Source organism: Mycobacterium sp. pR1184, assembly GCF_041287235.1.
Lineage (GTDB): Bacteria > Actinomycetota > Actinomycetes > Mycobacteriales > Mycobacteriaceae > Mycobacterium.
On record NZ_JBGGKR010000007.1, the window covers coordinates 53,953 to 75,228 of the forward strand.

20 protein-coding genes are annotated in these 21,276 nt (G+C 62.0%); 18 read left to right on the plus strand and 2 right to left on the minus strand.

What is annotated here, in order from left to right; all coding sequences use genetic code 11:
- Positions 1-63 precede the first annotated feature (63 nt).
- From ACAG21_RS14035 to ACAG21_RS14085, 11 genes are all read left to right on the plus strand, one after another.
- Positions 64-708, plus strand: coding sequence for a TIGR03086 family metal-binding protein (locus tag ACAG21_RS14035; protein WP_370496702.1), 645 nt, complete (start codon positions 64-66; stop codon positions 706-708).
- A gap of 231 nt (positions 709-939) precedes the next feature.
- On the plus strand, positions 940-1,968 hold the full coding sequence (locus ACAG21_RS14040) for a fused (3R)-hydroxyacyl-ACP dehydratase subunits HadA/HadB (RefSeq protein WP_370496703.1): 1,029 nt from the start codon (positions 940-942) through the stop codon (positions 1,966-1,968).
- A gap of 169 nt (positions 1,969-2,137) precedes the next feature.
- Positions 2,138-3,133, plus strand: coding sequence for an LLM class flavin-dependent oxidoreductase (locus ACAG21_RS14045; protein WP_370496704.1), 996 nt, complete (start codon positions 2,138-2,140; stop codon positions 3,131-3,133).
- Positions 3,134-3,209: 76 nt separating this feature from the next.
- Entirely contained in the window at positions 3,210-4,001 is a 792-nt protein-coding gene (locus ACAG21_RS14050; RefSeq protein ID WP_370496705.1) for a FadR/GntR family transcriptional regulator, read from the plus strand.
- Between the two features lie 111 nt (positions 4,002-4,112).
- Complete coding sequence (locus ACAG21_RS14055; RefSeq protein ID WP_370496706.1) at positions 4,113-5,345, plus strand: CaiB/BaiF CoA transferase family protein; 1,233 nt, start codon at positions 4,113-4,115, stop codon at positions 5,343-5,345.
- Entirely contained in the window at positions 5,342-6,067 is a 726-nt protein-coding gene (locus ACAG21_RS14060; RefSeq protein ID WP_370496707.1) for a TetR/AcrR family transcriptional regulator, read from the plus strand. The genes ACAG21_RS14055 and ACAG21_RS14060 overlap by 4 nt, the downstream gene beginning before the upstream one ends.
- 47 nt (positions 6,068-6,114) lie before the next feature.
- A complete protein-coding gene (locus ACAG21_RS14065) occupies positions 6,115-7,272 on the plus strand; it encodes a cytochrome P450 (protein ID WP_370496708.1) in 1,158 nt (385 codons plus the stop codon).
- 11 nt (positions 7,273-7,283) lie between these two features.
- Entirely contained in the window at positions 7,284-8,204 is a 921-nt protein-coding gene (locus ACAG21_RS14070) for a spirocyclase AveC family protein (protein ID WP_370496710.1), read from the plus strand.
- Between the two features lie 16 nt (positions 8,205-8,220).
- Positions 8,221-8,397 carry a hypothetical protein gene (locus ACAG21_RS14075; protein WP_370496711.1) on the plus strand — a complete coding sequence of 59 codons (177 nt, stop codon included), beginning with the start codon at positions 8,221-8,223 and terminating at the stop codon, positions 8,395-8,397.
- Positions 8,398-9,035: 638 nt separating this feature from the next.
- The gene (locus ACAG21_RS14080) at positions 9,036-9,701 is read left to right on the plus strand and encodes a CAP domain-containing protein (protein WP_370496712.1); all 666 of its coding nucleotides are present in this window, start codon (positions 9,036-9,038) and stop codon (positions 9,699-9,701) included.
- 215 nt (positions 9,702-9,916) lie between these two features.
- Positions 9,917-10,282: a DUF732 domain-containing protein gene (locus ACAG21_RS14085; protein ID WP_370496713.1), complete on the plus strand. Its 366-nt coding sequence runs from the start codon at positions 9,917-9,919 to the stop codon at positions 10,280-10,282.
- A gap of 99 nt (positions 10,283-10,381) precedes the next feature.
- Here ACAG21_RS14085 and ACAG21_RS14090 read toward each other — a convergent pair whose 3' ends face one another.
- Both ACAG21_RS14090 and ACAG21_RS14095 read right to left on the minus strand, forming a co-directional pair.
- Entirely contained in the window at positions 10,382-10,819 is a 438-nt protein-coding gene (locus tag ACAG21_RS14090) for a lipoprotein LpqH (RefSeq protein WP_370496714.1), read from the minus strand.
- 327 nt (positions 10,820-11,146) lie between these two features.
- Positions 11,147-11,776, minus strand: a complete 630-nt coding sequence (locus tag ACAG21_RS14095) for a TetR/AcrR family transcriptional regulator (RefSeq protein ID WP_370496715.1) — start codon at positions 11,774-11,776, stop codon at positions 11,147-11,149.
- A 1,488-nt stretch (positions 11,777-13,264) separates the two neighbouring features.
- Here ACAG21_RS14095 and ACAG21_RS14100 point away from each other — a divergent pair.
- Genes ACAG21_RS14100 through ACAG21_RS14130 form a run of 7 tightly spaced genes read left to right on the plus strand, consistent with a single transcriptional unit; the run spans position 13,265 to position 21,276 of the window.
- Positions 13,265-14,050 carry an MlaE family ABC transporter permease gene (locus ACAG21_RS14100; protein WP_370496983.1) on the plus strand — a complete coding sequence of 262 codons (786 nt, stop codon included), beginning with the start codon at positions 13,265-13,267 and terminating at the stop codon, positions 14,048-14,050.
- On the plus strand, positions 14,047-14,901 hold the full coding sequence (locus ACAG21_RS14105; RefSeq protein ID WP_370496717.1) for an ABC transporter permease: 855 nt from the start codon (positions 14,047-14,049) through the stop codon (positions 14,899-14,901). The genes ACAG21_RS14100 and ACAG21_RS14105 overlap by 4 nt, the downstream gene beginning before the upstream one ends.
- Before the next feature lie 6 nt (positions 14,902-14,907).
- Positions 14,908-16,377: an MCE family protein gene (locus ACAG21_RS14110; protein WP_370496719.1), complete on the plus strand. Its 1,470-nt coding sequence runs from the start codon at positions 14,908-14,910 to the stop codon at positions 16,375-16,377.
- Between the two features lie 36 nt (positions 16,378-16,413).
- Entirely contained in the window at positions 16,414-17,442 is a 1,029-nt protein-coding gene (locus ACAG21_RS14115) for an MCE family protein (protein WP_370496720.1), read from the plus strand.
- On the plus strand, positions 17,439-18,761 hold the full coding sequence (locus ACAG21_RS14120) for an MCE family protein (protein ID WP_370496721.1): 1,323 nt from the start codon (positions 17,439-17,441) through the stop codon (positions 18,759-18,761). Before ACAG21_RS14115 ends, ACAG21_RS14120 begins: the two co-directional genes overlap by 4 nt.
- Positions 18,758-20,119 (plus strand): virulence factor Mce family protein, encoded by a 1,362-nt coding sequence (locus ACAG21_RS14125; RefSeq protein ID WP_370496722.1) that lies wholly within the window; start codon positions 18,758-18,760, stop codon positions 20,117-20,119. Before ACAG21_RS14120 ends, ACAG21_RS14125 begins: the two co-directional genes overlap by 4 nt.
- The gene (locus ACAG21_RS14130; RefSeq protein WP_370496723.1) at positions 20,116-21,276 is read left to right on the plus strand and encodes an MCE family protein; all 1,161 of its coding nucleotides are present in this window, start codon (positions 20,116-20,118) and stop codon (positions 21,274-21,276) included. Before ACAG21_RS14125 ends, ACAG21_RS14130 begins: the two co-directional genes overlap by 4 nt.

Here is a 21,276-nt window from a genome sequence, read left to right on the forward strand (position 1 = left end):
GGGCGACTTCGCAGCCACCGCGCCATCATAGGCATTGCAATATCGTATGCGAATACATATCGTATGCTCATGCTTACTAATACGCCCGACATCCGACCTCAGCATCGCATCGCGGTGTTGCACTCGATCGACATCGTCAATGCCGTCACTCGTGCCGACTTCGCCAAGCCAACGCCTTGCGCGGATTGGACGCTGCTGGATCTCCTCGCTCATATGACCGTTCAACATCGCGGATTCGCCGCGTCGGCACGAGGCGACGGTGCTGATCTCGAGCACTGGAATGCGGACAACGTCGTCGACGCGGTGAGGACCGATCACGCGCGCGTCTACGCCGATGCCGCCCTCGACGTGATCGACGCCTTCGCCACGGATGGCGCAAGCGAGGCGCTTTTCGGGCTGCCCGAGTTCGGCGAGGGCGCAGCGGCTCCCGGCGCGATGGCGATGGGCTTTCACTTCGTCGACTACGTCGTGCACGGCTGGGATGTCGCCGCGACGCTGGGCCTGAGCTACGAGCTGCCCGCCGACGTCATTGCCGCCGTGCTGCCCCTTGTACTGGCCGTGCCCGACGGCGAATTCCGCGGCGGGCAGGGGGTGCCGTTCGGGCCCGCGCTCGAGACGGCGGGCAGCGACGATTTCGACCGCATTCTGTGCCACCTCGGCCGTCGGCCGGACTGGGCGCAGCGGCCCCCGGCGGTCACCGGCGCCTGATCGTGCAATCGCTTAATCGTAATGAATATGCCCGTGCTAGAAGAGATTTAATTCGACACCATGGGAAAGATGACGAATAGCCAAGGCGTTCAGCCTATTTGGTGTAGCAGTTTCGCTTGTCCGGAGCGATTTGTCGGCGAGGAGTATCGGCGCGTATTGCCGTGATGTCCGCACGCTAGTGTTCTTTGGTTGGCCTCAGGGGCCAACCGAATAGAACAGGTGGGGAAATTGATGACGGCAGCAGACTCGTCGACGCTCGAATCGCGGGTCGGCCATTACTACGCGATGGAAGACATCTATCAGGTCGGCCGCGAGAAGCTGCGCGAATTCGCGCGGGCCGTGCAGGACTATCACCCGGCGCACTGGGATGTCGCCGCTGCCGCGGAGTTGGGATATTCGGACGTGGTGGCGCCGCTGACGTTCACGTCGGCCCCGGCCATGGCGGCAAACCGGCGCCTCTTCGAATCGGTGGTCATCGGGTACGAGATGTACCTGCAGACCGAGGAGGTCTTCGAGCAGCACCGGCCGATCGTGGCCGGCGACGAACTGCACATCGACGTCGAATTGTCATCGGTGCGCAGGTTCGCCGGCAGAGACCTGATCACCGTGACCAATACCTTCACCGACACCGCCGGCGAGCGGGTGCACACCCTGCACACCACCGTCGTCGGCGTCACGGCCGAGGATGTCGATCCGGCGATCAGGGGGACGGCGCAGAAAGTGATGATGCACGACGTCAACCTCGCCGGAATCGAATACTCCGACGTGGACTACCAGAAAACGGTGCGCCCGGCGGACGAGGTCCGGATCTCCGAGGGGGGCACCGCCCGCACCCCGGGGACGCCGTCCTTCGATGACGTGAAGGTCGGCGACGAGTTACCGGTGCACCACGCCCGACTGTCCCGCGGCGACCTGGTGAACTACGCAGGGGTGGCCTGCGACGCCAACCCGCTGCACTGGGACGAGAACCTCGCCAAAATGGCGGGACAGCCCGACGTGATTGCCCACGGAATGCTCACGATGGGTTTGGGTGCCGCGTTTGCCTCGACATGGACCGGCGACCCCGGCGCGGTGTCCCGCTACGCGGTGCGGCTGTCCCAACCGGTGGTCGTGTCGGCCGCCGAGGGCGCGGACATCGAGTACAGCGGCCGAGTCAAGTCGTTGGATCCGGAAACCCGCAGCGGTGTCGTCATCGTCGGCGCGAAATCGGGTGGCCGCAAGATCTTCGGTCTGGCGACATCAACCATCCGCTTCAGCTGATCTCCGGCGCTGCGGGTCGGCCGGGCGCAACTGAACCTACCAAGTTAACCTGGTTATTTATGTTGCGATAGGCTGGCTTGCCTGGGTCGCCATTTGGCAAGCGCCGCACACCGGCTGCCTAAGTCGCCCGGCTGACTAGGTCACTGATGTCTTGGAGGGCACCGGACGCATGCAGTGGGGATTGCCATGGCCCGGCGAGGAGACTGCGGCGAAAGCGGAGGCCGCTGGAGCGGTCGCTTTTTGCGCCGGCGAGTTCGCCGACCTGAGCGCCTACGTAACCGCCGCCGAAATGACGCGTTCGACGTCGACCGCGATGGTCGGGCCTGGTATCGCTTACGCGTTCGCCCGGTCGCCATTCGTTCATGCCGCGTCTGTACGTCATCTGGCAAAGCGGGCAGGGGACCGCGTGTTCCTGGGGTTAGGAGCAGGGACAGCCCGCATGAACCGAGACTGGTTTGGTGTCAACGCGAATCACCCGGCACCCCGCATGGCCGAACTGATCGAGATCATCAGGAAATTCCTGCGTGCGGAGAACGGTGAGTCGATCGAGTATCACGGCGACTTCTATCGGATCGATGCTGACATTCGCGCACCGGTGCTCGGGCGTCTCGAAGTGCCGATCGTCGTCGGCGCATTCAACAGGGTGATGATTCGCACCGCTGGACGGGTCGCTGACGGCATTTTGGGTCATGGGCTGTTCACCGACCGCTGGTGGGAGGAGACGGTCGAGCCCGAACTGGCGAAGGGTGCCAACACCGCAGGGCGCAAGGTAGACGCCCTCAAAAAATGGGGCTGGCTCATCACCGCGGTCGATGACACTGACCCGCGACGCGCGATCAACGACGCCCGTCTGCAAATAGCGTTTTACTTGACCGTGCGGACCTACGACTCACTCGTTGAGATGCACGGCTGGCAAGATCAGGTGAGCGCAATCCGGGCCGCATTCCGCAGAGGTCAGCCGCAAGCGATGGCAGAACACGTCACCGACGACATGCTCTGGGCAGTGGCGGTGTGCGGCGACATCGCCCAGGCGCGCAACATGTTGTCGAGTCGGAAACGGCTTCCAGAGTTAAGTTTCCTGGCTGCACCGAGTTTCCTGGTTGGCGCCCATAGACGCTCGAGGTACGACGACGCAGCCATCCGGTTGATGTGCAATCGAGACTGAGCACAAAATCGGCGCTGGAAAAAGGGGTTGTACATGGTCTACTGAGTAAAACAACTGACGCAGCGAGGAGAACCCCTTGTCCCGGCCCGAGTCCCTAGCACCGATGATCTCGGCAGAAGCCGCACCTGGCGCAGTACGCTCGCCCAAGACGGCCGAGCTGGTTGCGCGCACACTGCGACGGATGGTCGTAGACGGGCGGCTCAAAGACGGCGACTTCCTGCCCCGCGAGGCAGACCTCATCGCACACTTTCAGATCAGCAGGCCGACCTTGCGCGAGGCAGTGCGAGTTCTGGAGTCAGAGCGACTCGTCGAGGTGCGCCGTGGTTCTCGCACCGGTGCCCGAGTGCGGGTACCCGGGCCAGAGATCGTCGCCAGACCGGCTGGGCTGTTGTTGGCGTTATCCGGCACGACACTCGCTGACGTCATGACGGCGCGCACGGCCATCGAGCCACCGGCCGCCAAGTTGCTCGCCGAGGACGGCACCAAGAAGGCTCATCAAGAACTCCGGCGATTGATCGACGATGTGCCCCAAGCATGGGAGTCGGGAACCCTGGCCCAAGCCTCGGCGCAGCTGCATCGTCGCATGGTCGAACTCTCTGGTAACGCGACACTCGGAATTATTGCGGGCATGCTTCACGAAATCGGTGAACGCCACACGGCTACAGCGATCTCGGGCGCGGACCCCGCCAACACCGTACCGGTGACGGAGTACGCGAAGTTGCTCAAGTCCTACAAACGTCTCGCAGACCTGGTCGAAGCGCGCAAGGGCGACGCGGCGGAAGCTCATTGGCGCCGGCATATGCAGGTGGCGGGCGCCGCGATGTTGAAGGGCTATGAGAAGACCAAAGTCCGCGACATCATCGACTGACTTTCGAAATTGTGATCTGGGTCTCCCCAAATGGCCAACTAGGTGATACGTTCGCCTCGTGGCGACTCAAATTTGAGACGCGCGACGGTCAGCGATCTCAGGAGGTTCGGTGTGACACCGGGTCCGCTCGATGGAGTCCGCGTGCTGGAGGTTGCGCAATTCACCTTCGTTCCGTCGGCGGGTGCCGTGCTGGCCGACTGGGGCGCAGAGGTGATCAAGGTCGAGCATCCGGTCACCGGGGACGCTCAGCGTGGACTGGTGCGAGTCCTCGGCGCCGCGGCGACAGTTCCGGGATCATCGTTCGCACCGATCATGGAAGCACCTAATCGCGGCAAGCGTAGCGTCGGTCTGGCACTTGACAATTCCGACGCACGGCCCTTGCTCGAGGCGCTGATCCGGCGTAGCGACGTGTTCCTCACGAACTACTTGCCTTCCGTACGAAAAAAATTGGGCATCGACATCGCCGATGTGCGCAACGTCAACCCCGACATCATCTACGTAGCGGGAAGCGGGTTCGGCGCGGAGGGACCCGACCGGGATACGGGCGGTTATGACGCGACGGCTTTTTGGGCGCGCGGTGGTAGCGCCGATGGCGTCATGGCTGCCGATGCCGAGCAACCACCATTCATGCCCGCCGGTGCCTACGGCGACAACCTTGGCGGCATGTCGATCGCTGGGGGAGTGGCCGCGGCCCTATACCGCCGACACGTCACGGGTAGCCCATCGGTGCTCGACGTGTCGTTGCTCGCCGTGGGCGCTTGGGCCACCCAATTCAGCGTCAACATGGCGATGCTGTCCCGCGGTCCACTGCCAAAGGTCGAACGCACAACCCAAGCGCCGGGCAACCCGCTCACGGGTTGTTACCGGACGGCCGACGGCAGGTTCATCCAGCTGTCCATGCTTCAGCCGACGAGGTACTGGCCCGGGTTTTGCGGCCTCATGGGCCTCGACGACTACGCCCGGGATCCGCGTTTCACCACGCTGGAATCCATGCTGGACAACCATGAGGCGGCCTACGAGCTCGTCCGTGACGCGATCGGCGGCTTGAGTTACGCCGAATGCCAACAACGTCTCAGCCGCGGTGCGGGCCAGTGGGCACCTGTGCAGGACGCGTGGGAGCTCGCCAATGACGAGTCGCTGCTGGCCAATGGACTGATCGCCGAAGTCATTGATGCAGAAGGTAATCCACAGAAGCTGGTCGCCAGCCCGGTGAGATTCGGCGAAGGCCCGACAGTGCTGACGCGGGCGCCTCAGTTCGCCGAACACACCGATGAGGTGGTTCGCGAACTCGGCCTCGACGACGATCGCCTGATCGAGTTGAAGATCGCGGGAGCCATCACATGACGGCGCCGAAGGCCGTGTCGTCTGATGATGGCACCGTCCGTGATCGCCTGATCCACGCGGCTGACGCAGAGATCGCCGAACGTGGAATCAACGCCGTGCAAATGGAAGTCGTTGCCACGCGAGCGGGCGTGTCCAGAGCTACGGCCTTTCGCCAAATCGGCAGCGTCGCCGAGTTATTGGTGCAGGTTGCGTTGCTGCGGGCGCGTCGTCACGTAGCGGCCGTAGACGCGTTGATGACCAAGAAGGTCGGTGTGCTGGCCAAGATCGAAGCCGCCCTCGTGTACACCACCCGCGAACTGCCAACGGATCCATCCATCGCGGCGCTGATGGCCCAAGGTTCCGCTTCGGTCCACCACCCACACGTGCACCAGGTGGCCGTTGATGCAGTGGCCCCCACCCTGCGTGAGGGACAACGCAATGGTGAGGTACGCGCCGACCTGGAGATCGATGAGCTCATCGATTTCCTGGTTGAGCAGACCTATCTCGCCGCTCAAGAACTCGACCGCTCGGATACCGCTGTCCGCAGGAGGTTTCGCGCCTTTATCGTTCCCGCGATCGCGGCGACCAGCGGCGAACGACTTGGGTTGACCCGGGAGGCCCAGGAGTCCGTGGCAGCCGCGCTTGAGGCGCTCACCGACCTCGCCGCTCATCTCACCCGGGGCGTTCAACCGACCATCGACCCCCCGCCAGGCATCCGTACAGTCCACGAGAGGAAGCCATGACCGACAACGACACAGCCACTTCATGCCCCGTCAGGAACGTGGAGTTGATGGCAGGACGATCGGCGCCGGCGCTTTCCAACTTCCGGCTTCTCGACTCGATTCAGGACGACATCAGGCCCGCACTGCGCAGCACCGAAGCCGACGGCTACTGGATGTTCACCGACTACGCGACAATCCTGGATGGTCTGCAGCACCCCGAACTGTGGTCGAGTAGCGTCATCGTGCCCACGGAGCCGGATCCACCCTACAAGTGGATCCCGGTGATGATTGATCCTCCCGACCATGCGAAGTGGCGCAAGGTGCTGGCCGACTACTTTTCTCCTGGCCGCGTCAAAGGCATGAAGGATGACCAGCATCGAATGCTCGGCGAGCTGATCGACAAGCTGAAGCCGGCGGGCGGTTGCGAATTCGTCACCGAGTTGGCCCGCGTCTTTCCGTCCATCGTGTTTCTCAACCTCATGGGTATGCCGATCGACCATCTGGATGACTTCCTCAACTGGGAGGACATGATCCTGCACCAAGAGGGGGTGGGCGAGGAGGTCAACGCGCGTCGATTCGAGGGAATGACACACGTCATGAGCTTCTTCCAAGGGCTCATCGAACAACGACGCGCCGAGGCTCGCCCCGATGCCCAGGACATTGTCAGCACTGCCATCCACTGGGAGATCGACGGAGAGCCGATCAACGATCTGGAATTGTTGAACTGCCTGTTGCTCTTGTTCATGGCCGGACTCGACACGGTAGCCAGCCAAACGTCCTACGCGATGCTGCACTTGGCCACACACCCCAACGACCGCGACCGGATTGTCAACGAGCCCAACATCATTCCGCACGCGGTCGAGGAGTTGCTGCGTGCCTACCCGATAGTGCAGACCGCGCGGAAAGCCACTCGGGACATGGATTTCCATGGCTGTCCGGTGAAAGCCGGTGATATGGCCGCTTTCCCGATGGCAATGGCGAATCGTGATGACCGCGTCTTCCCTGGTGGACGTCGCGTCGACCTGGACCGCGGGATCAGTCGACACATTGCGTTCGGAGGCGGCCCGCACCGATGCCTCGGGTCTCACCTGGCTCGACAAGAGATGGCCATTTTGCTTCGGGAGTGGCACCGCCGGATCCCCGAGTACACACTCGCGGCCGAGCCTGTCGAGCATGGCGGCCAGGTGTTCGGGCTGAACTCACTTGAACTGCGCTGGAACGTTTGAGTCCACCAGGCATGCCGACGATCTACGCAATCGGACACCTCGTCCCACCGGTAACTGAGAACCCAACCGGCGTCTGGTTTTTCAACTGGGTAGTTCCGATCGCCGGTACCGGCTTTATCGTTCTAGCCGTAGCCGATGTCGTTCGGCGACGTCGCCTCACTTGGGGATTCCTCTTCTTGTTCAACAGCATGGCCGTGTACTGGATGGAAACGGTGGGGGACTGGGGCCAGATGTTGTTCTATAGTCCAGCGTTCGCTCAGCACCACTTGTTGGACTGGCTTCCGCTGAAGACTCCCCATGACCCATTGTTCATGCCCTTCGCGTATGCGGTGTATTGGGGGGTGCACGCGCTGCTGGTGCTCTGGCTGAGTCAGTGGCTGTCGTCTCGGCTCGGCTGGAGCATGCTGAAATCCATGCTGGTGCTTGCTATCCCGGTCAACTATGCCTGGGACTTCATCGTCGAGGGTCTCGCCACGGCCATGGGATGGTGGACCTACGATCCCGGGATAGGCCCCGTTCTCGAGTGGAACAGCGGAGGGCGCATCACACTGCTGTGGACGATCGGGCTGATGTGCACATGGCCGAACCTAATCGCGTATTGGGCGGGAAAGCCACCTATCCGCGGCTTGAATCACTTGGAACGGTTCTGCGGGCTAGACCGATTCACGATAGCCAAAAACCCTTTGCAAGAACCGGTTCCAGTGGCGGGGCCCGGCGCCTCAGGGCTGGCTACCCAGCCGCAAAGGATGACAAAGACCGAGGAATTCGACGACCTCCTCAACTATGAGATCACTACTTCCAGATGGCGGTTCGAGTTGATGCGTCTGGGCGCTTGGTTCGTCGGATTCCAGGTGACGTTCTTTTTGTTTCTCGTGGGACCCCTATTGCTTCTGCGCGCACTCCTGGGTGCGGCGAGCCCATATGTTCCCTAAACGAAGGAGGTACAGGTTGGCCGAGTCCCAGCGCCGCAACATGAAAGATATGCCCGCCGACTTCTTTTTGCCCCCTGCTACCCAAGCCGGACTATGGCGGGAAACAATCGCGTTAGTCGCAGGCTGCTACCTGTACATCCTCACCCTCGCGATCCTCGTCGCGCTGACTCAGGGCGTCGTGGTCCGATTCTGAGCTGACTCATGGCTCAGTTCGACCCTGAGCCACCGCTCGCTGCACGCCACCTTGCTGCTCGGTCGAGACATCAAACCAGCTGGCGCTCAAGGCGATCGTGCGCGACGAGATCTCCCATGCCGGGTGAGATTGGCACGGATATCGCGGTCGCTTCCCGAGCGACCGGGGCACGAGTCAGCTGTGGAGGTGAAGCGGCATTCGCAACCTGCGTGGCCGGGGATGCGCTCATGTCGGGGTTTGAGGAAGCCGGGAGCTTTGATGTGGCCGGCCGCGCAGCTGCGGGCTGGAGCGTAGGGGTCCGGGGATCCCGGGGTCGCAGATGGCGGGTGTAAAGCTCAGCGACGCTAACAGCTATATATTTTGCTTATTAGCGTCTAGACGCAGCGGGAGGGTTCTGGGTAGCCTACTTTCATGTCGGGCTGTTTCGGGTCGTCGTTGGCTAGGGGTCAGAAGGTCAACAAGCACGCTTGCGACGAAGCTCGACGAGTTCAAAAAACTGTTGCTGCAGCCTGTTTAGGAGTTACGGGAGTATCCGAGCGCCTAATCGGCGGTGCGACTGCGGCCGGGGTGGCCTCTCTTCAGACCAGCCGGGCCGCCGGGTACCGACCACTGCCACCGCGGTACATGAGGAGTTGGACATGCAGCATCGAGCCCTATCCCTGCCCGCAGCCGTGGTTTTGGCAATCGGGGCGCTCGTGGGATCTCCCATCGCGAATGCGGATGGCGACAACAACACGCTGATTCCGAACAACAAGCGACTCAATGACAGTGTTGTCGCCAACGTCTACACAGTTCAGCACCAGTCTGGTTGTAAGAACGACGTCAGGATCAGCCCGCAACTGCAACTCGCCGCGCAGCGGCACACCCAGGACGTGCTGACCAACCGCGTCCTCGACGGCGACGTCGGCTCAGATGGTTCGACCCCACAAGACCGGGCTAATGGGGCGGGGTTCAATGGTCCGGTGGCGGAGACGGTGGCGATCAACCAGTCCATTGCCATCAGCGGCAATGACTTGATCAACCGGTGGTACCACGACCCCGCAGACCTCAAAATCATGGCGAATTGCGCGTATAGCCAAATGGGGGTCTGGTCTTTGAATAGCCCGGATCGCACTGTGGTGGTGGCGGTTTACGGCCAGCCCCAAGGGAGCGGGGGAAATCCGCCCCCAAGCACCGAAGGGCAGAACATCCCACTGGATCCTAGCCCCGATTATGACGCCAGCGACGAACTTGAGTTCGGTATCAGGTGGCTGCCATGGATTTTGAGGGGCGTGTACCCACCGCCTGGACAGCCACCAGAATAGGGCTCACTCGGCCCCCAATCGTGGGTGCCGAGCAAGGGTATGCGTCGAAGCATCTCGATCGATGACTCGAAGCGGCCACGGTGCATACGACGCGTTGGCGCGCGGCGGTCTCAACGTGAACCAGTGCGCTTCCAGGGGCCTTGATCACATCGGCGACAAAACGCGTTCGGCTGGTGATGAGACAAAGATAGGTAGATGTATTACGCTTTACTTTAATGAACCGGTGGAAGCGTTCGGCGGGAGCGATCCTCGTAGCAGGCCTCACGATGAGTTGGGCTGCTGTTGCGACGGTTGCCCCTTCGCGAGCTGACTCAGTGGCGTACCTGTTCAATGTGACGGTTCGACCCGGGTACAACTTCGCCAACGCCGACCAGGCTATCGCCTATGGTCACGGGATCTGCGACAAGATCTCTCGAGGTGACAGTTATGCCAGCATCACCCGAGACGTCAAGGTGGACTTCAACACATCTGACGAATACCAGGCGACATACCTGATAAGTCAGGCCGCGCAGGAGCTTTGCCCCAACCTGATTTGGCAGTTGCGTAAATCCGCGGCCAACTACACCCCGTCACCGCCCTGAACCCGCCTCGCTCGGCAACACTATCGCCAATCTCGGCTTGTGACCCCGCCAATGTGGCCCGCAGTCAAATCGTATCCGCCGGCAGGCGGTTGGGCGGCGCTAGCATGCGATCTCGATTACAAATTTCCCGGTTGTCCGGACGTCCGGTTTGTCTCGGCTGAAACCTTCGGCGGTGCCACGGATGGTGTACGTGCGGCCATTCATGCTTACGTAGGCTTCGCCTTGAAGGCCTTCCATATAGCTGCCCGTGAAGCCGTCAACATCGTTGATATTGACTGACTTGGCGCTAAGCGCATTCTCGCTGGATAACAGCGCCGTAATGCTTGCCGCAGTTTCACCGGTAGTGACCCGGGTTAACCAACCCATCGGCAGGCAGTTCACGGTGTCGGTCTGACGGGAAGTTCCATCGTTGATCGTCAGCTGCGCTGTTCCTCCGGGCAATGTTGCTGGAGCCTTCGCGTTATGCGACGACGAGCATGCGCAGACAACAGCTGCGACCAGAAGGGCCACCGACACGTTGCTAAACCGCTTGTGCACCAGCTCACCTCGTCTACTTCCGTTCTTATGCGTCACCTTATGTCGTATGTGAACCAGGGAGCAGCACAACCGCAAATGCGGCACCACCCATACGTCGTCTGGTACCTGGTCTCGGCGTCCTGAGCGATCTACGTCCGCGTACTGGTGACGTAGCCGCATGGCTCGCCGACCTGGCAGGCTCCGACGCTGCCTGAAACGATTGTGAGGTAAGCGAATTGGTTGACCGATCCAGGACGTGCGTTTTCGTCCGTTGTGCGGAAGTTTGGGCGACATTGGAGCCGCCCAAGTCCTCTGTGCCATGCGCCATCTGACGCGTCGCACATCGGCCTACCGGCGAGGTTCGAGTGACGCGACTAGCAGGTTGCGGAGCACGCCGTCATCACCGCCGTCTTCCGGGTTGGCAGGATCAGTAATAAGGCTGAAGGTTATCCGGACAATCCAGCGAGCGAGTGTGTCGGGGGGCAGATCTTGGCGGATCTCTCCTGCGGCAGCCGCCGTCTCGAGGCGCCGGACCAGGACATCGGCGAGTTTGGCTCGCCATAGTTCGGAGCCTTCTGCGGCGCGATAGGCGGCGCCCAAGCCTTCATGGTCCTCGACGAGCGCGCGCATCACCGCTGAGCCGCGAGCGACGTGAGCGCCCCGGAGGCATGCCGCGACTAGCTGAACAAGAAACGGTTCGTCAGTCTGCCAGCACTGCTCAACTGCACTCAGGGTGGACGTCAGCATCCGCAGGAAAGACGCCGCCAGGAGCTCGCCTTTACTTGGGAAGTAGTAGTACACCGTCGATCGATGCACGCCCGCGCGACGCGCGACGTCGCCCATCCGGGTGCGCATCGGCCCCTTGTCTGCATAGCAAGCATCGGCTGCGGCGAGCAGCCGATCACGGGCTTCCTCCTCGTCCGCTGACGAGTTCGCGACCCGCGAATTAGCGTATCGATCCCTTGGCCGCTCGGTCACAACTGCACCTTAGAGCCTTGCGGCAAAGCGCCGGACAGATCACGTCGGCCTCGCGCGCCGCTCGGTGGCGGTTTGCTGCGTCCCTGCGTTGGTATCAATCGGCCTGGGTGAACGAACTCCGTGTGCCTCCAGTCATCCACAGAGGCGCACGGCGGATGGTCCGGCGAACAAACAAGGCGGCAACCTGTCGAACCGCGCTACAGGCAGTAGCTCACTGCAGCGAGTCACACTTCATCACGCGGAGGATCCCAGGCGCGCCAGCGATGGGCATCGGGTATGCGTACCAGTGCCGTTTCGTGCGAGTAGCTAATCGGTAGCAACCCTTGAGCCGTGATTCGAACGCGCTGGGTCAGTATCTGGCTGATCATCGGGAATCGACGCAAAAGCCCCTAAAAAGCCAGTAAAGATATAATCCGATATATAGATATATATTTTGCTGAACGTGGCATTGGTTGACAACTTTCTCCGCTAATCCGGACTCCGTAGGGCCCGGCGCACTAAAGCCGCGGCCCACCGCCTGAGCCGGCCTTGGGTTGCGCTACATTCGCCAACTGGATCTAGGCAATGTGAAAATTGTCGTGACATACTCCGCAGCCGGACCCGGTGCCCCCATCGATCGGGATGCGTCGACCGGTTGACGTTCTTTGCGGCATCGGCGCATATAAGTGCTGGTCAACGCCCTGGTAGTGAGTCAGTGCCCGTGCAGGCGCTGCTCGGTGGGCTCGGACTTGCGATCGGGGCCGAGCGTCTGAGCGGGCGCTGAGGCTGCCGCGGACCGAACTTGTCTGCCGCGCTCTATTGGGCTACGCATCGGCACCGATATGAGCAAAATTCAATCCGATCGCATCCGCTTATCGGCAGCGACGGGTGCGTAAATAATCCCGACGAACGCTGCGATATATACCGCAATCGCTATTGCTGGCGGATGTGTAGAAAGAGTTGCCAAAGCCGTCTAGCGATGAGGTTTCGAAAAGTCATAGAAATACATTTTATGGCGCGTTTTATTGTCAATTTAGGTTTCGCGATAGCAAAAGTAAGACACGTGCAGCTCCAGCGACGACGAATCAGCGGTAGAGGTGGCGGACCTTGGCAGGCCGACTCCGTCAACGGGCGGTCTTCCAGTGAAGCTACAGGTAAGGGCCGTCTCAAGGTGGCACCCACCGGGGATAGTCAAGGCGGCGGGCTCGTCTGACTGTGGCGCAGTGCGACATTTATTATCAAATTGTCGGAACAACCAGCAAATCTCGCGAAACGAGTTGTATCTCCCACTCAGTACTTATTGAAACGCACGCGCCAGTGTTGCCCTGTGTTGCCAAGATGGTGTAGCGTCCGGCTGTGCTGTAGGCCACATCATTATGTTGGCGGATTACGTTTCTGCCGCGGGGAGGATCCATCCGGTCTAATGTTCGGTGCGACTAGACATCGGCGAACACGCCAGTGGTAGCGGTAGATACCGAGCCCAATTCCGCCGCTTCTAGTGCGGCACGTATCTTGGCGTCCCTTGAGACTGGGCGGGGTGCCGGCGCCGCCAAGCCGCTACGCGAGGTGGGCAGCTTTTTCGCGCTCTCGCTCGACACGCTGATCCAAATGTTCCGTCCGCCTCTTGCCTGGCGCGAGTTCATCCATCAGGCGTGGTTCGTCGCTCGGGTGTCGATGCTGCCGGCCGTCTTCCTGTCGATCCCGTTCAACGCCCTCGCGGTCTTCATCATCAACATCCTGCTCGTCGAGATTGGAGCCGCCGATGCCTCCGGAGCCGGCTCTGCCCTGGCCGCTGTCGTGTATATCGGCCCGATAGCGGCAGTGCTCGTAGTAGCGGGGACCAGCGCGACCGCGATGTGCGCCGACCTGGGCGCCCGGACCATCCGCGAAGAAGTCGACGCCATGCGGGTCATGGGCATTAACCCGGTCCAGCGGCTGCTGGTGCCCCGCGTCCTGGCAATCGGACTCAACGGGTTGCTCGTCAATTCCATCATCACCGTCGTCGGCTTGATCGCCAGCTACTTGTTCTCGGTCTACTTCCAGCACGTCAATGCCGGCTCCTATGCGGCGAGCCTGACCTTGCTCGTCGGGCTCAGCGACCTGGGCATAGCGTTCGCAAAAGCAATGTTGTTCGGCTTCGTCGCGGGTTTGATCGCTTGCTACAAGGGGATCACCGTCGGTGGAGGACCCCAAGGTGTCGGCAACGCCGTCAACGAGACGGTCGTGTACACCTTCTTGGCGCTCTTTGTCATCAACGTGGTGCTGACCGCGATTGCGAACAAGGCGACGATGTGAGCGCCGTCCCAGCGGCGCGCCGGCTGCCGCATCTTACGAGCACATTGCGCCGCGTCGTGGATAGTTGGAACCGCCTCGGGAACCAGACCGCGTTCTACGTCCGGGCGCTGGGCTTTCTGTGGGAAGCGGTGAGCCGCTACAGAATTGAGACGCTACGGCTGATCGCAAACATGAGTCTGGGTGTCGGCGCCCTCGCCATGATCGGCGGCACCGTCGTGATCGTCACGACGCTGACGATGTCCACCGGCGGACTCGTGGGAATCCAGCTCTTCCGATCGTTGTCCGACGTTGGCGTGCAGGCGTTGAGCGGATTCGCGTCCGCCTACATCAACACACGTCTAGCCTCTCCGCTGATCGCCGACGTCGGCCTGGCCGCCACCATCGGCGCCGGCGCCACCGCACAGCTGGGCGCCATGCGGATCAATGAGGAAGTCGACGCCCTTGAGGTGATGGGCATCCACTCGATCTCTTATCTGGTCTCCACCCGGGTGGTAGCCGGCGTGCTGGTGGTGATCCCGCTGTGGTGCATGGCGACATTGTCCGGATATCTGGCCACCCGCAGCTTGATCGTGTTCGTCTACGGTCAGTCACCGGGCGTGTTCGATCACTACTTCCATACTTATCTGCAGCCCACCGACTTGATTTGGTCGTTACTACAAGTGATTGCCGCCGGAAGCGTAATCATGTTGGTACACACGTATTACGGCTACCACGCCTCGGGCGGCCCGGCGGGCGTCGGTGAGGCGGTCGGCCGCGCCGTGCGCACCTCATTGATCGTGGCGGTCGCGGTGACGCTGGCGGTGGCATTGGCCGCCTATGGGGCCTCCGGCAACTTCCACCTATCCGGGTAGCGGGCGATGAAACGAAAGCAGCGCGTGGCTGGGTTGCCCCCGGCACTTTGGACCTTCATCCTGCTCGCCTTCATCTTCGGATCGATTGTGCTGACGAAAGCCGCGTTCAACAGAGAACTCAGGCCCTACGCGCGCGTGACCGTAACGTCCGACCGGGCGGGCCTGGTCATGGAACCGGGCGCGAAGGTGAAGCTGCGCGGCGTCCAAGTTGGACGCGTCTCGGCGATCCAGCCGGGCAACCCGGTGAAACTCCAACTGGAACTGTATCCCGAACAGCTGCAATACATCCCGGCCAACGTCGGCGCAAAGATTACCGCCACCACCGCGTTTGGCGCCAAGTATGTCGACCTGCTCACCCCAGCCACCCCAAGCCCCAAACGGTTAGCGTCGGGGGCCGTCGTGTCGTCGAGCAATGTCAGCGTCGAGACAAACACGGTATTCCAGAACCTCGTCGCCGTGCTGAATCAGGTCGACGTGCCAAAGCTCAACGCGGTGCTCACGGCCGTGGCCGACGGAGTTCGCGGCAAAGGGCAGGTCATCGGTGAAGCAACCACCGACCTCAACCAAGTCCTATCGGCGATCAATCCGCGCAGCGAAACGATCCGCGCCGACTTCGGCGCCCTGAAGGGATTCAGCGACACCTACAGCGCGGCAGCGCAAAACATCGTGGCGATTCTGGATTCCGTCAGCACGACGAGTGCCACTGTCACGGAGGATGCCAAGCAACTTGATGCGCTGCTGCTCAACGTCAGCGGTCTGTCCCGCGCCGGCATCAACGTGATCGGCCCGAACAAGGACAACCTCGAACACGGCGTCAACTTGCTGGAATCCACCACTCGCCTGTTGATGAAGTACAACCCCGAACTCACCTGCACGATCGTCGGTGGGAAGAATGTGCTCGACGACTTCCTTCCCGTCGCCGGTGGTAACAACGGCTATTCGGTCGTCCTGGACGTCGCGTTGCTGCTCGGCGACGATCCCTATCGGTTCCCGGACAATCTCCCGATCAACGGCGCCAAAGGTGGGCCCGGCGGGCAGCCAGGGTGTGGATCGTTGCCCGACGTCTACAAGAACTGGCCGCAGCGCTACCTGGTCACGAACACCGGGTGGGGCGGCGGGATCGACATGCGGCCCAACCCTGGTATCGGTTTCCCCGGCTACGTCGACTACTTCCCAGTCACCCGTGGGATACCCCGACCGCCGAGCGTTCGGCATCCCGGCGGACCGGCGCCCGGACCCATCCCCTATCCGGGGGCCCCGCCGTACGGGGCGCCGCAATACGCGCCGGATGGAACCCCGCTGTACCCGGGCTTGCCGACGGCACCACCGCCAGGGCGGCCGCGCGAACCCGGTCCACCGCCGGCAGGGGCCGAGCCCTTTGTGCCGCCGGCACCGGGCGGGACGCAGCCGACATGCGGAGTCGTAACCCAAGAGTGCACGCCGCTGCCCCCACCGCCTTATGCCCCAGCGCCCTGACGGCGCCGAACCCAACGCGACCAGAGGAAACCAGACATGCGAGAGAACTTGGTGGGCGCCTTGTGGCGCCTGACCATCTACTTGGTCGTGTGCCTTATCGGCGCATTCGCGCTGATCGCCGTCTTCGCCCAGTTGCGCTTCCAGCCGGAGACGACCTACAAAGCTCAGTTTGCCAGCGTGTCCGGACTCGAGGACGGAAACTTCGTTCGCATCGCCGGTGTCGACGTCGGGAAGGTCAAGAACATCACCATCCAGCCCGACTCCACGGTCCTTGTCGAGTTCACCGCGGCCGACTCGGTAGTGCTCACCCAGGGCAGCAAGGCCGCTATTCGCTTCGCTGACCTCATCGGCGGTCGATATGTGGCTCTCGAGGAGGGGGCCGGGGGGGTCACTCGCCTGCAACCCGGTGACACGATCCCGCTGAATCGCACGGAGCCGGCGTTAGACCTCGACGCGCTCATCGGTGGCTTCCGACCTTTGTTCCGAGCGCTGGATCCTGACCAGGTCAATCGGTTGACCGGTCAACTGATAGCAGCCTTCGATGGACAGGGCGCCACCATCGGCTCGTTCCTCACCCAGGCCGCCGCCTTGACGAACACTCTGGCCGATCGCGACCAACTGATTGGGCAAGTCATCACCAATCTCAATACCGTCCTCGGCTCGCTCGGCGGCCAAAGCAAACAATTCGGTAAGGCGGTCGACTCCCTGGCTGAACTGGTCGAAGGTCTTGAGGCCCGCAAGCAAGACATCAGCAACGGGGTGGCGTACGGCAACGCCGCTGCGGCGTCGGTGGCCGATCTCTTGGCCCAAGCGCGCCCACCGCTGAAAAAGGTTGTGCACGAAGCGGATCGGACCACATCGCTGGTACTGGCCGATCACGACTATGTCGATCACTACCTTGAAACCTGGCCCGAGGCGTTCCAAATCCTCAACCGACAAGGTATGTACGGAGACTTCTTCAGCTTCTATCTGTGCGACCTCGTGCTCAAGGTCAATGGCAAAGGCGGGCAACCGGTTTACATCAAGCTGGCCGGTCAGGCAACCGGGCGGTGCACGCCGAAATGAAGCCATTCTCCGAACGCAACCCCCTCATCGTCGGTGCTGCCGGCCTCGCGGCCGTGCTGGTGCTCGTGTTGCTGTCAGTGAACTACCAGAAGCTGCCCTTCTTCAACACCGGAAAAACCTATTCGGCCTACTTCGCCGAGGCGGGCGGCTTGCTGGCCGGCGATCACGTCCAAGTGTCGGGCTTCCGGGTCGGTCAGGTTTCCAGTGTGGATCTGGACGGACCGCGCGTACTAGTTAAGTTCAGCGTCGCCAACGGTATCCGCCTCGGTGACCGCACCGAGGCGGCAATCAAACTGCGGACGGTGCTCGGTACCAAACTCCTCGAAGTCACCCCGCGCGGCGACGGACGACTGGCCGGCCCGATCCCAATCACCCGAACCACCTCGCCCTATCAGCTGCCGGATGCGTTGGGCGACCTCACCACGACGATCAGCGGCTTAGACACCAAGCAACTGTCTAACTCGCTGGCCGTGCTGGCCAACACCTTCTCCGACACGCCGCCAGACCTGAAGGTCGCCGTGCAGGGAGTGGCTCGCTTTTCCAAGACGATCGACGAACGCGACACCGAGTTGCGCAACCTATTGGCTAACGCCGATAAAGCGACGAAGGTGCTGGCCGAACGCAGCGACGAGATCGTCAATCTGATCGCTAATACCAATACCCTGCTGGTGCAACTACAAAGCCAAAGCCGTTCATTGGAGCAAATATCACATAACCTCTCGGCGCTGGCCCAACAGCTCAAGGGGTTCATCAGCGAGAACCGCGGCACGCTCAAACCTGCGCTTGACAAGCTCAACGGCGTGCTCGCGATGGTGGACAACCGCAAACAGAATGTGCAGAAGGCGATTACAGGTCTGGGCAAATATGCTCTGAGCCTGGGTGAATCGGTCTCGTCGGGCCCTTTCTTCAAGGCGTACTTGGCCAACCTGTTTCCCGGGCAGTTCGTGCAGCCCTTCATCGACGCGGCGTTCTCCGACCTCGGCCTGGACCCCAATGTCCTTTTGCCGTCCCAACGCTCCGATCCCCAGACCGGGCAGCCGGGTACGCCTCCTCTGCCTATTCCGTTCCCGCGGACCGGTCAGGGTGGAGATCCGCGAATGACCATCCCGGATGCCATCACCGGCAACCCGAGCGATCATTCGTGCGGTCCGCCCGGCGTCCCGTTACCCGGGCCTGGCTGCTATCCCTATCGGGAGCCGCCCCCTGCGCCTCCACCCGGCGGGCCGCCGCCAGGACCTCCGGCGCTGCCGGGGCCCGGTGAAGGACAGTCAACCCCGACGCCGGCTCCGCCGACCTCAATCGAAGTTGGTGGGCGGTGAGCGCAAGCAGGGCCAGGATCGTCGTAGCCATCACCTTGGCCGCGGTGCTCGTCGGCGGGATCGTCACGGTGGTCCGCTCAGTCGGCATCGGCCGCACCTACGTCACCGGATACTTCGTCAACAGCACCGGCCTCTACGGTGGCGACGACGTAGTCATTCTCGGTGTGCGCGTCGGAAAGGTCGACAAGATCGAGCCACTGCCCGAGGGTGTCAAGATCAGCTTCTGGTACGACGACAAATACAAGGTGCCGGCCGACGCAAAGGCCGTAATTCTGTCGCCGTCACTGGTGACGCCGCGCTCGATCCAATTGACGCCGGCCTACGCAGGCGGTGCGGTGCTGGCCGATCATGCGGTGATTCCTCAGCAGCGCACCGCTGTTCCGGTGGAATACGACGACTTTCGTCAGCAGCTCGAAAAGCTGACCCAGACCCTGCAGCCCACCCAACCGGGCGGAACCAGCACCCTCGGGGCGTTCATCAATACCGCGGCTGACAACCTGCGCGGGCAGGGCCCAGATATCCGCGACACCATCATCAAGCTGTCGCAAGCGATTTCGGCCCTTGGCGACCACAGCAACGATCTGTTCGGCACCATGAAGAACTTGTCGATCCTGGTATCCGCGTTGCACGACAGCAGCGACTTGTTGGGGCAGCTTAACCAGAATCTGGCTGCGACAACCGGTCTGCTGGCCGCAGACCCCAACCAGGTAGGCAACGCGGTTCATGACCTTGACGACGTTGCCGACGACGTCCGAAACTTTGTGGCCGATAACCGTGAAGCATTAGGTACGACCTCGGACAAGCTTGCCTCGGTTTCGGGGGCGCTGAACGAAAGCCTGGACGACATCAAACAACTTCTGCACGTCGGTCCGACAGCGTTCCAAAACTTCTTGAATATTTACCAGCCCGCGCAGGGGACGCTGACCGGTGCGCTCGCGATCAACAACTTCGCCAACCCGATTCAATTCCTGTGCTCCGCCATCCAGGCGGCGTCGCGTCAGGGCAGCAAGCAGTCGGCCAAACTATGTGTGCAGTATCTGGCGCCCATCATAAAGAACCGCCAGTACAACTTCCCGCCCCTGGGGGAGAACCTTTTCGTCGGCGCCTCGGCGCGCCCCAACGAGATCACATATAGCGAGGATTGGCTTCGGCCGGACTACGTTCCGCCGCGAACACCTGGGCCTGTCAACTCGCCTGAGGCCGCTGATCCGGCCAACCCGCCGGCCCCGGCTGCCGCGCCACCGGGGGCACCGGCCGCGCCACCGGCGCCCGAGGCGCCCCCGGCTAAGGAGCCCGTTCCCACCAATCCGGCCGATGGCCTGCGGGGACTGATGACGCCACCCGGAGGTGGACAGTGAGCCGATCACGGAAGTGGTGGCGCGTCGTCACGGCGCTCGTGGCGACGCTGGCGTTGGCGGCGCTCCCTGGCTGCGACTTTCGTGGCGCGAACTCGTTTACCCTGCCGGGAACCAAAGGCCGGGGCCCCGGCGCATTCACGATTCAAGCGCAAATGCCGGATGTCCAGAATTTGCAACGGAATTCGCGTGTCAGGGTCAACGATGTCACCGTCGGGAATGTCACCAATATCGAGCTGCAGGGCTGGCACGCCTTGGTCACCATGACCATCGACGGCGACGTTGACCTCCCGGCCAATGCGAGCGCCACCATCGGGCAGACCAGCTTGCTCGGGTCAGTGCACGTCGAACTGGCCCCACCGACCGGTGTGCCGCCCCAGGGGAAGCTGAAGAATGGGTCACTCATTCGGCTGGCGTCGGCCAGCAGCTATCCCTCGACCGAACGCACGCTGGCGGCGGTTTCGCTACTGCTGAACGGCGGTGGTCTCGGCCAGCTCCAAGACATCACCAAGTCATTGGGCACAGCGTTTACCGGTCGCGAGCAAGACTTACGAAGTCTGCTCGGACAGCTCGACAGGTTCGTCGGCTACCTCAACGATCAAAAAGCGGACATCATCGCCGCAACCGACAGCCTCAACAATCTGGTGGGCCAATTCGCCGACCAAAAGCCGGTACTCGACAAGGCGCTCAAGACCGTTCCGGACGCCTTGGCTGTGCTGAAACACGAGCGGGACAACCTCGCCGAAGCGCTGGGCGACGTAGGAAAATTCGGTGCGCTTGCCGCTGACTCAGTGAACAAAACCAAGGAGAACCTGGTCAAGGAGCTCAACGACCTCGGCCCGGTGCTGCAGTCGCTGGCCGACGCCGGGCCGGCGCTGACCCGCGCGATCGGTTTCTACGGAACCTTCCCGTGGCCCCGAGACACCATGAGCAAATGGCTGCGGGGTGACTATGCAAACTTGACCGCGGTGATCGACCTGACCCTGAGTCGACTCGACGCGTCGTTTTTCACCGGCACACGCTTTGAGTGCAACCTGACCGAGCTAGAGCTGCAGTGGGGCCGCACCATTGGCCAGATGCCCAGCCCTTGTACCGGAGGCGGGCCGTACAACCCCGGCAACCCACTGGTTGTTCCCTACCACTTCAACCAAGGGCCGTGA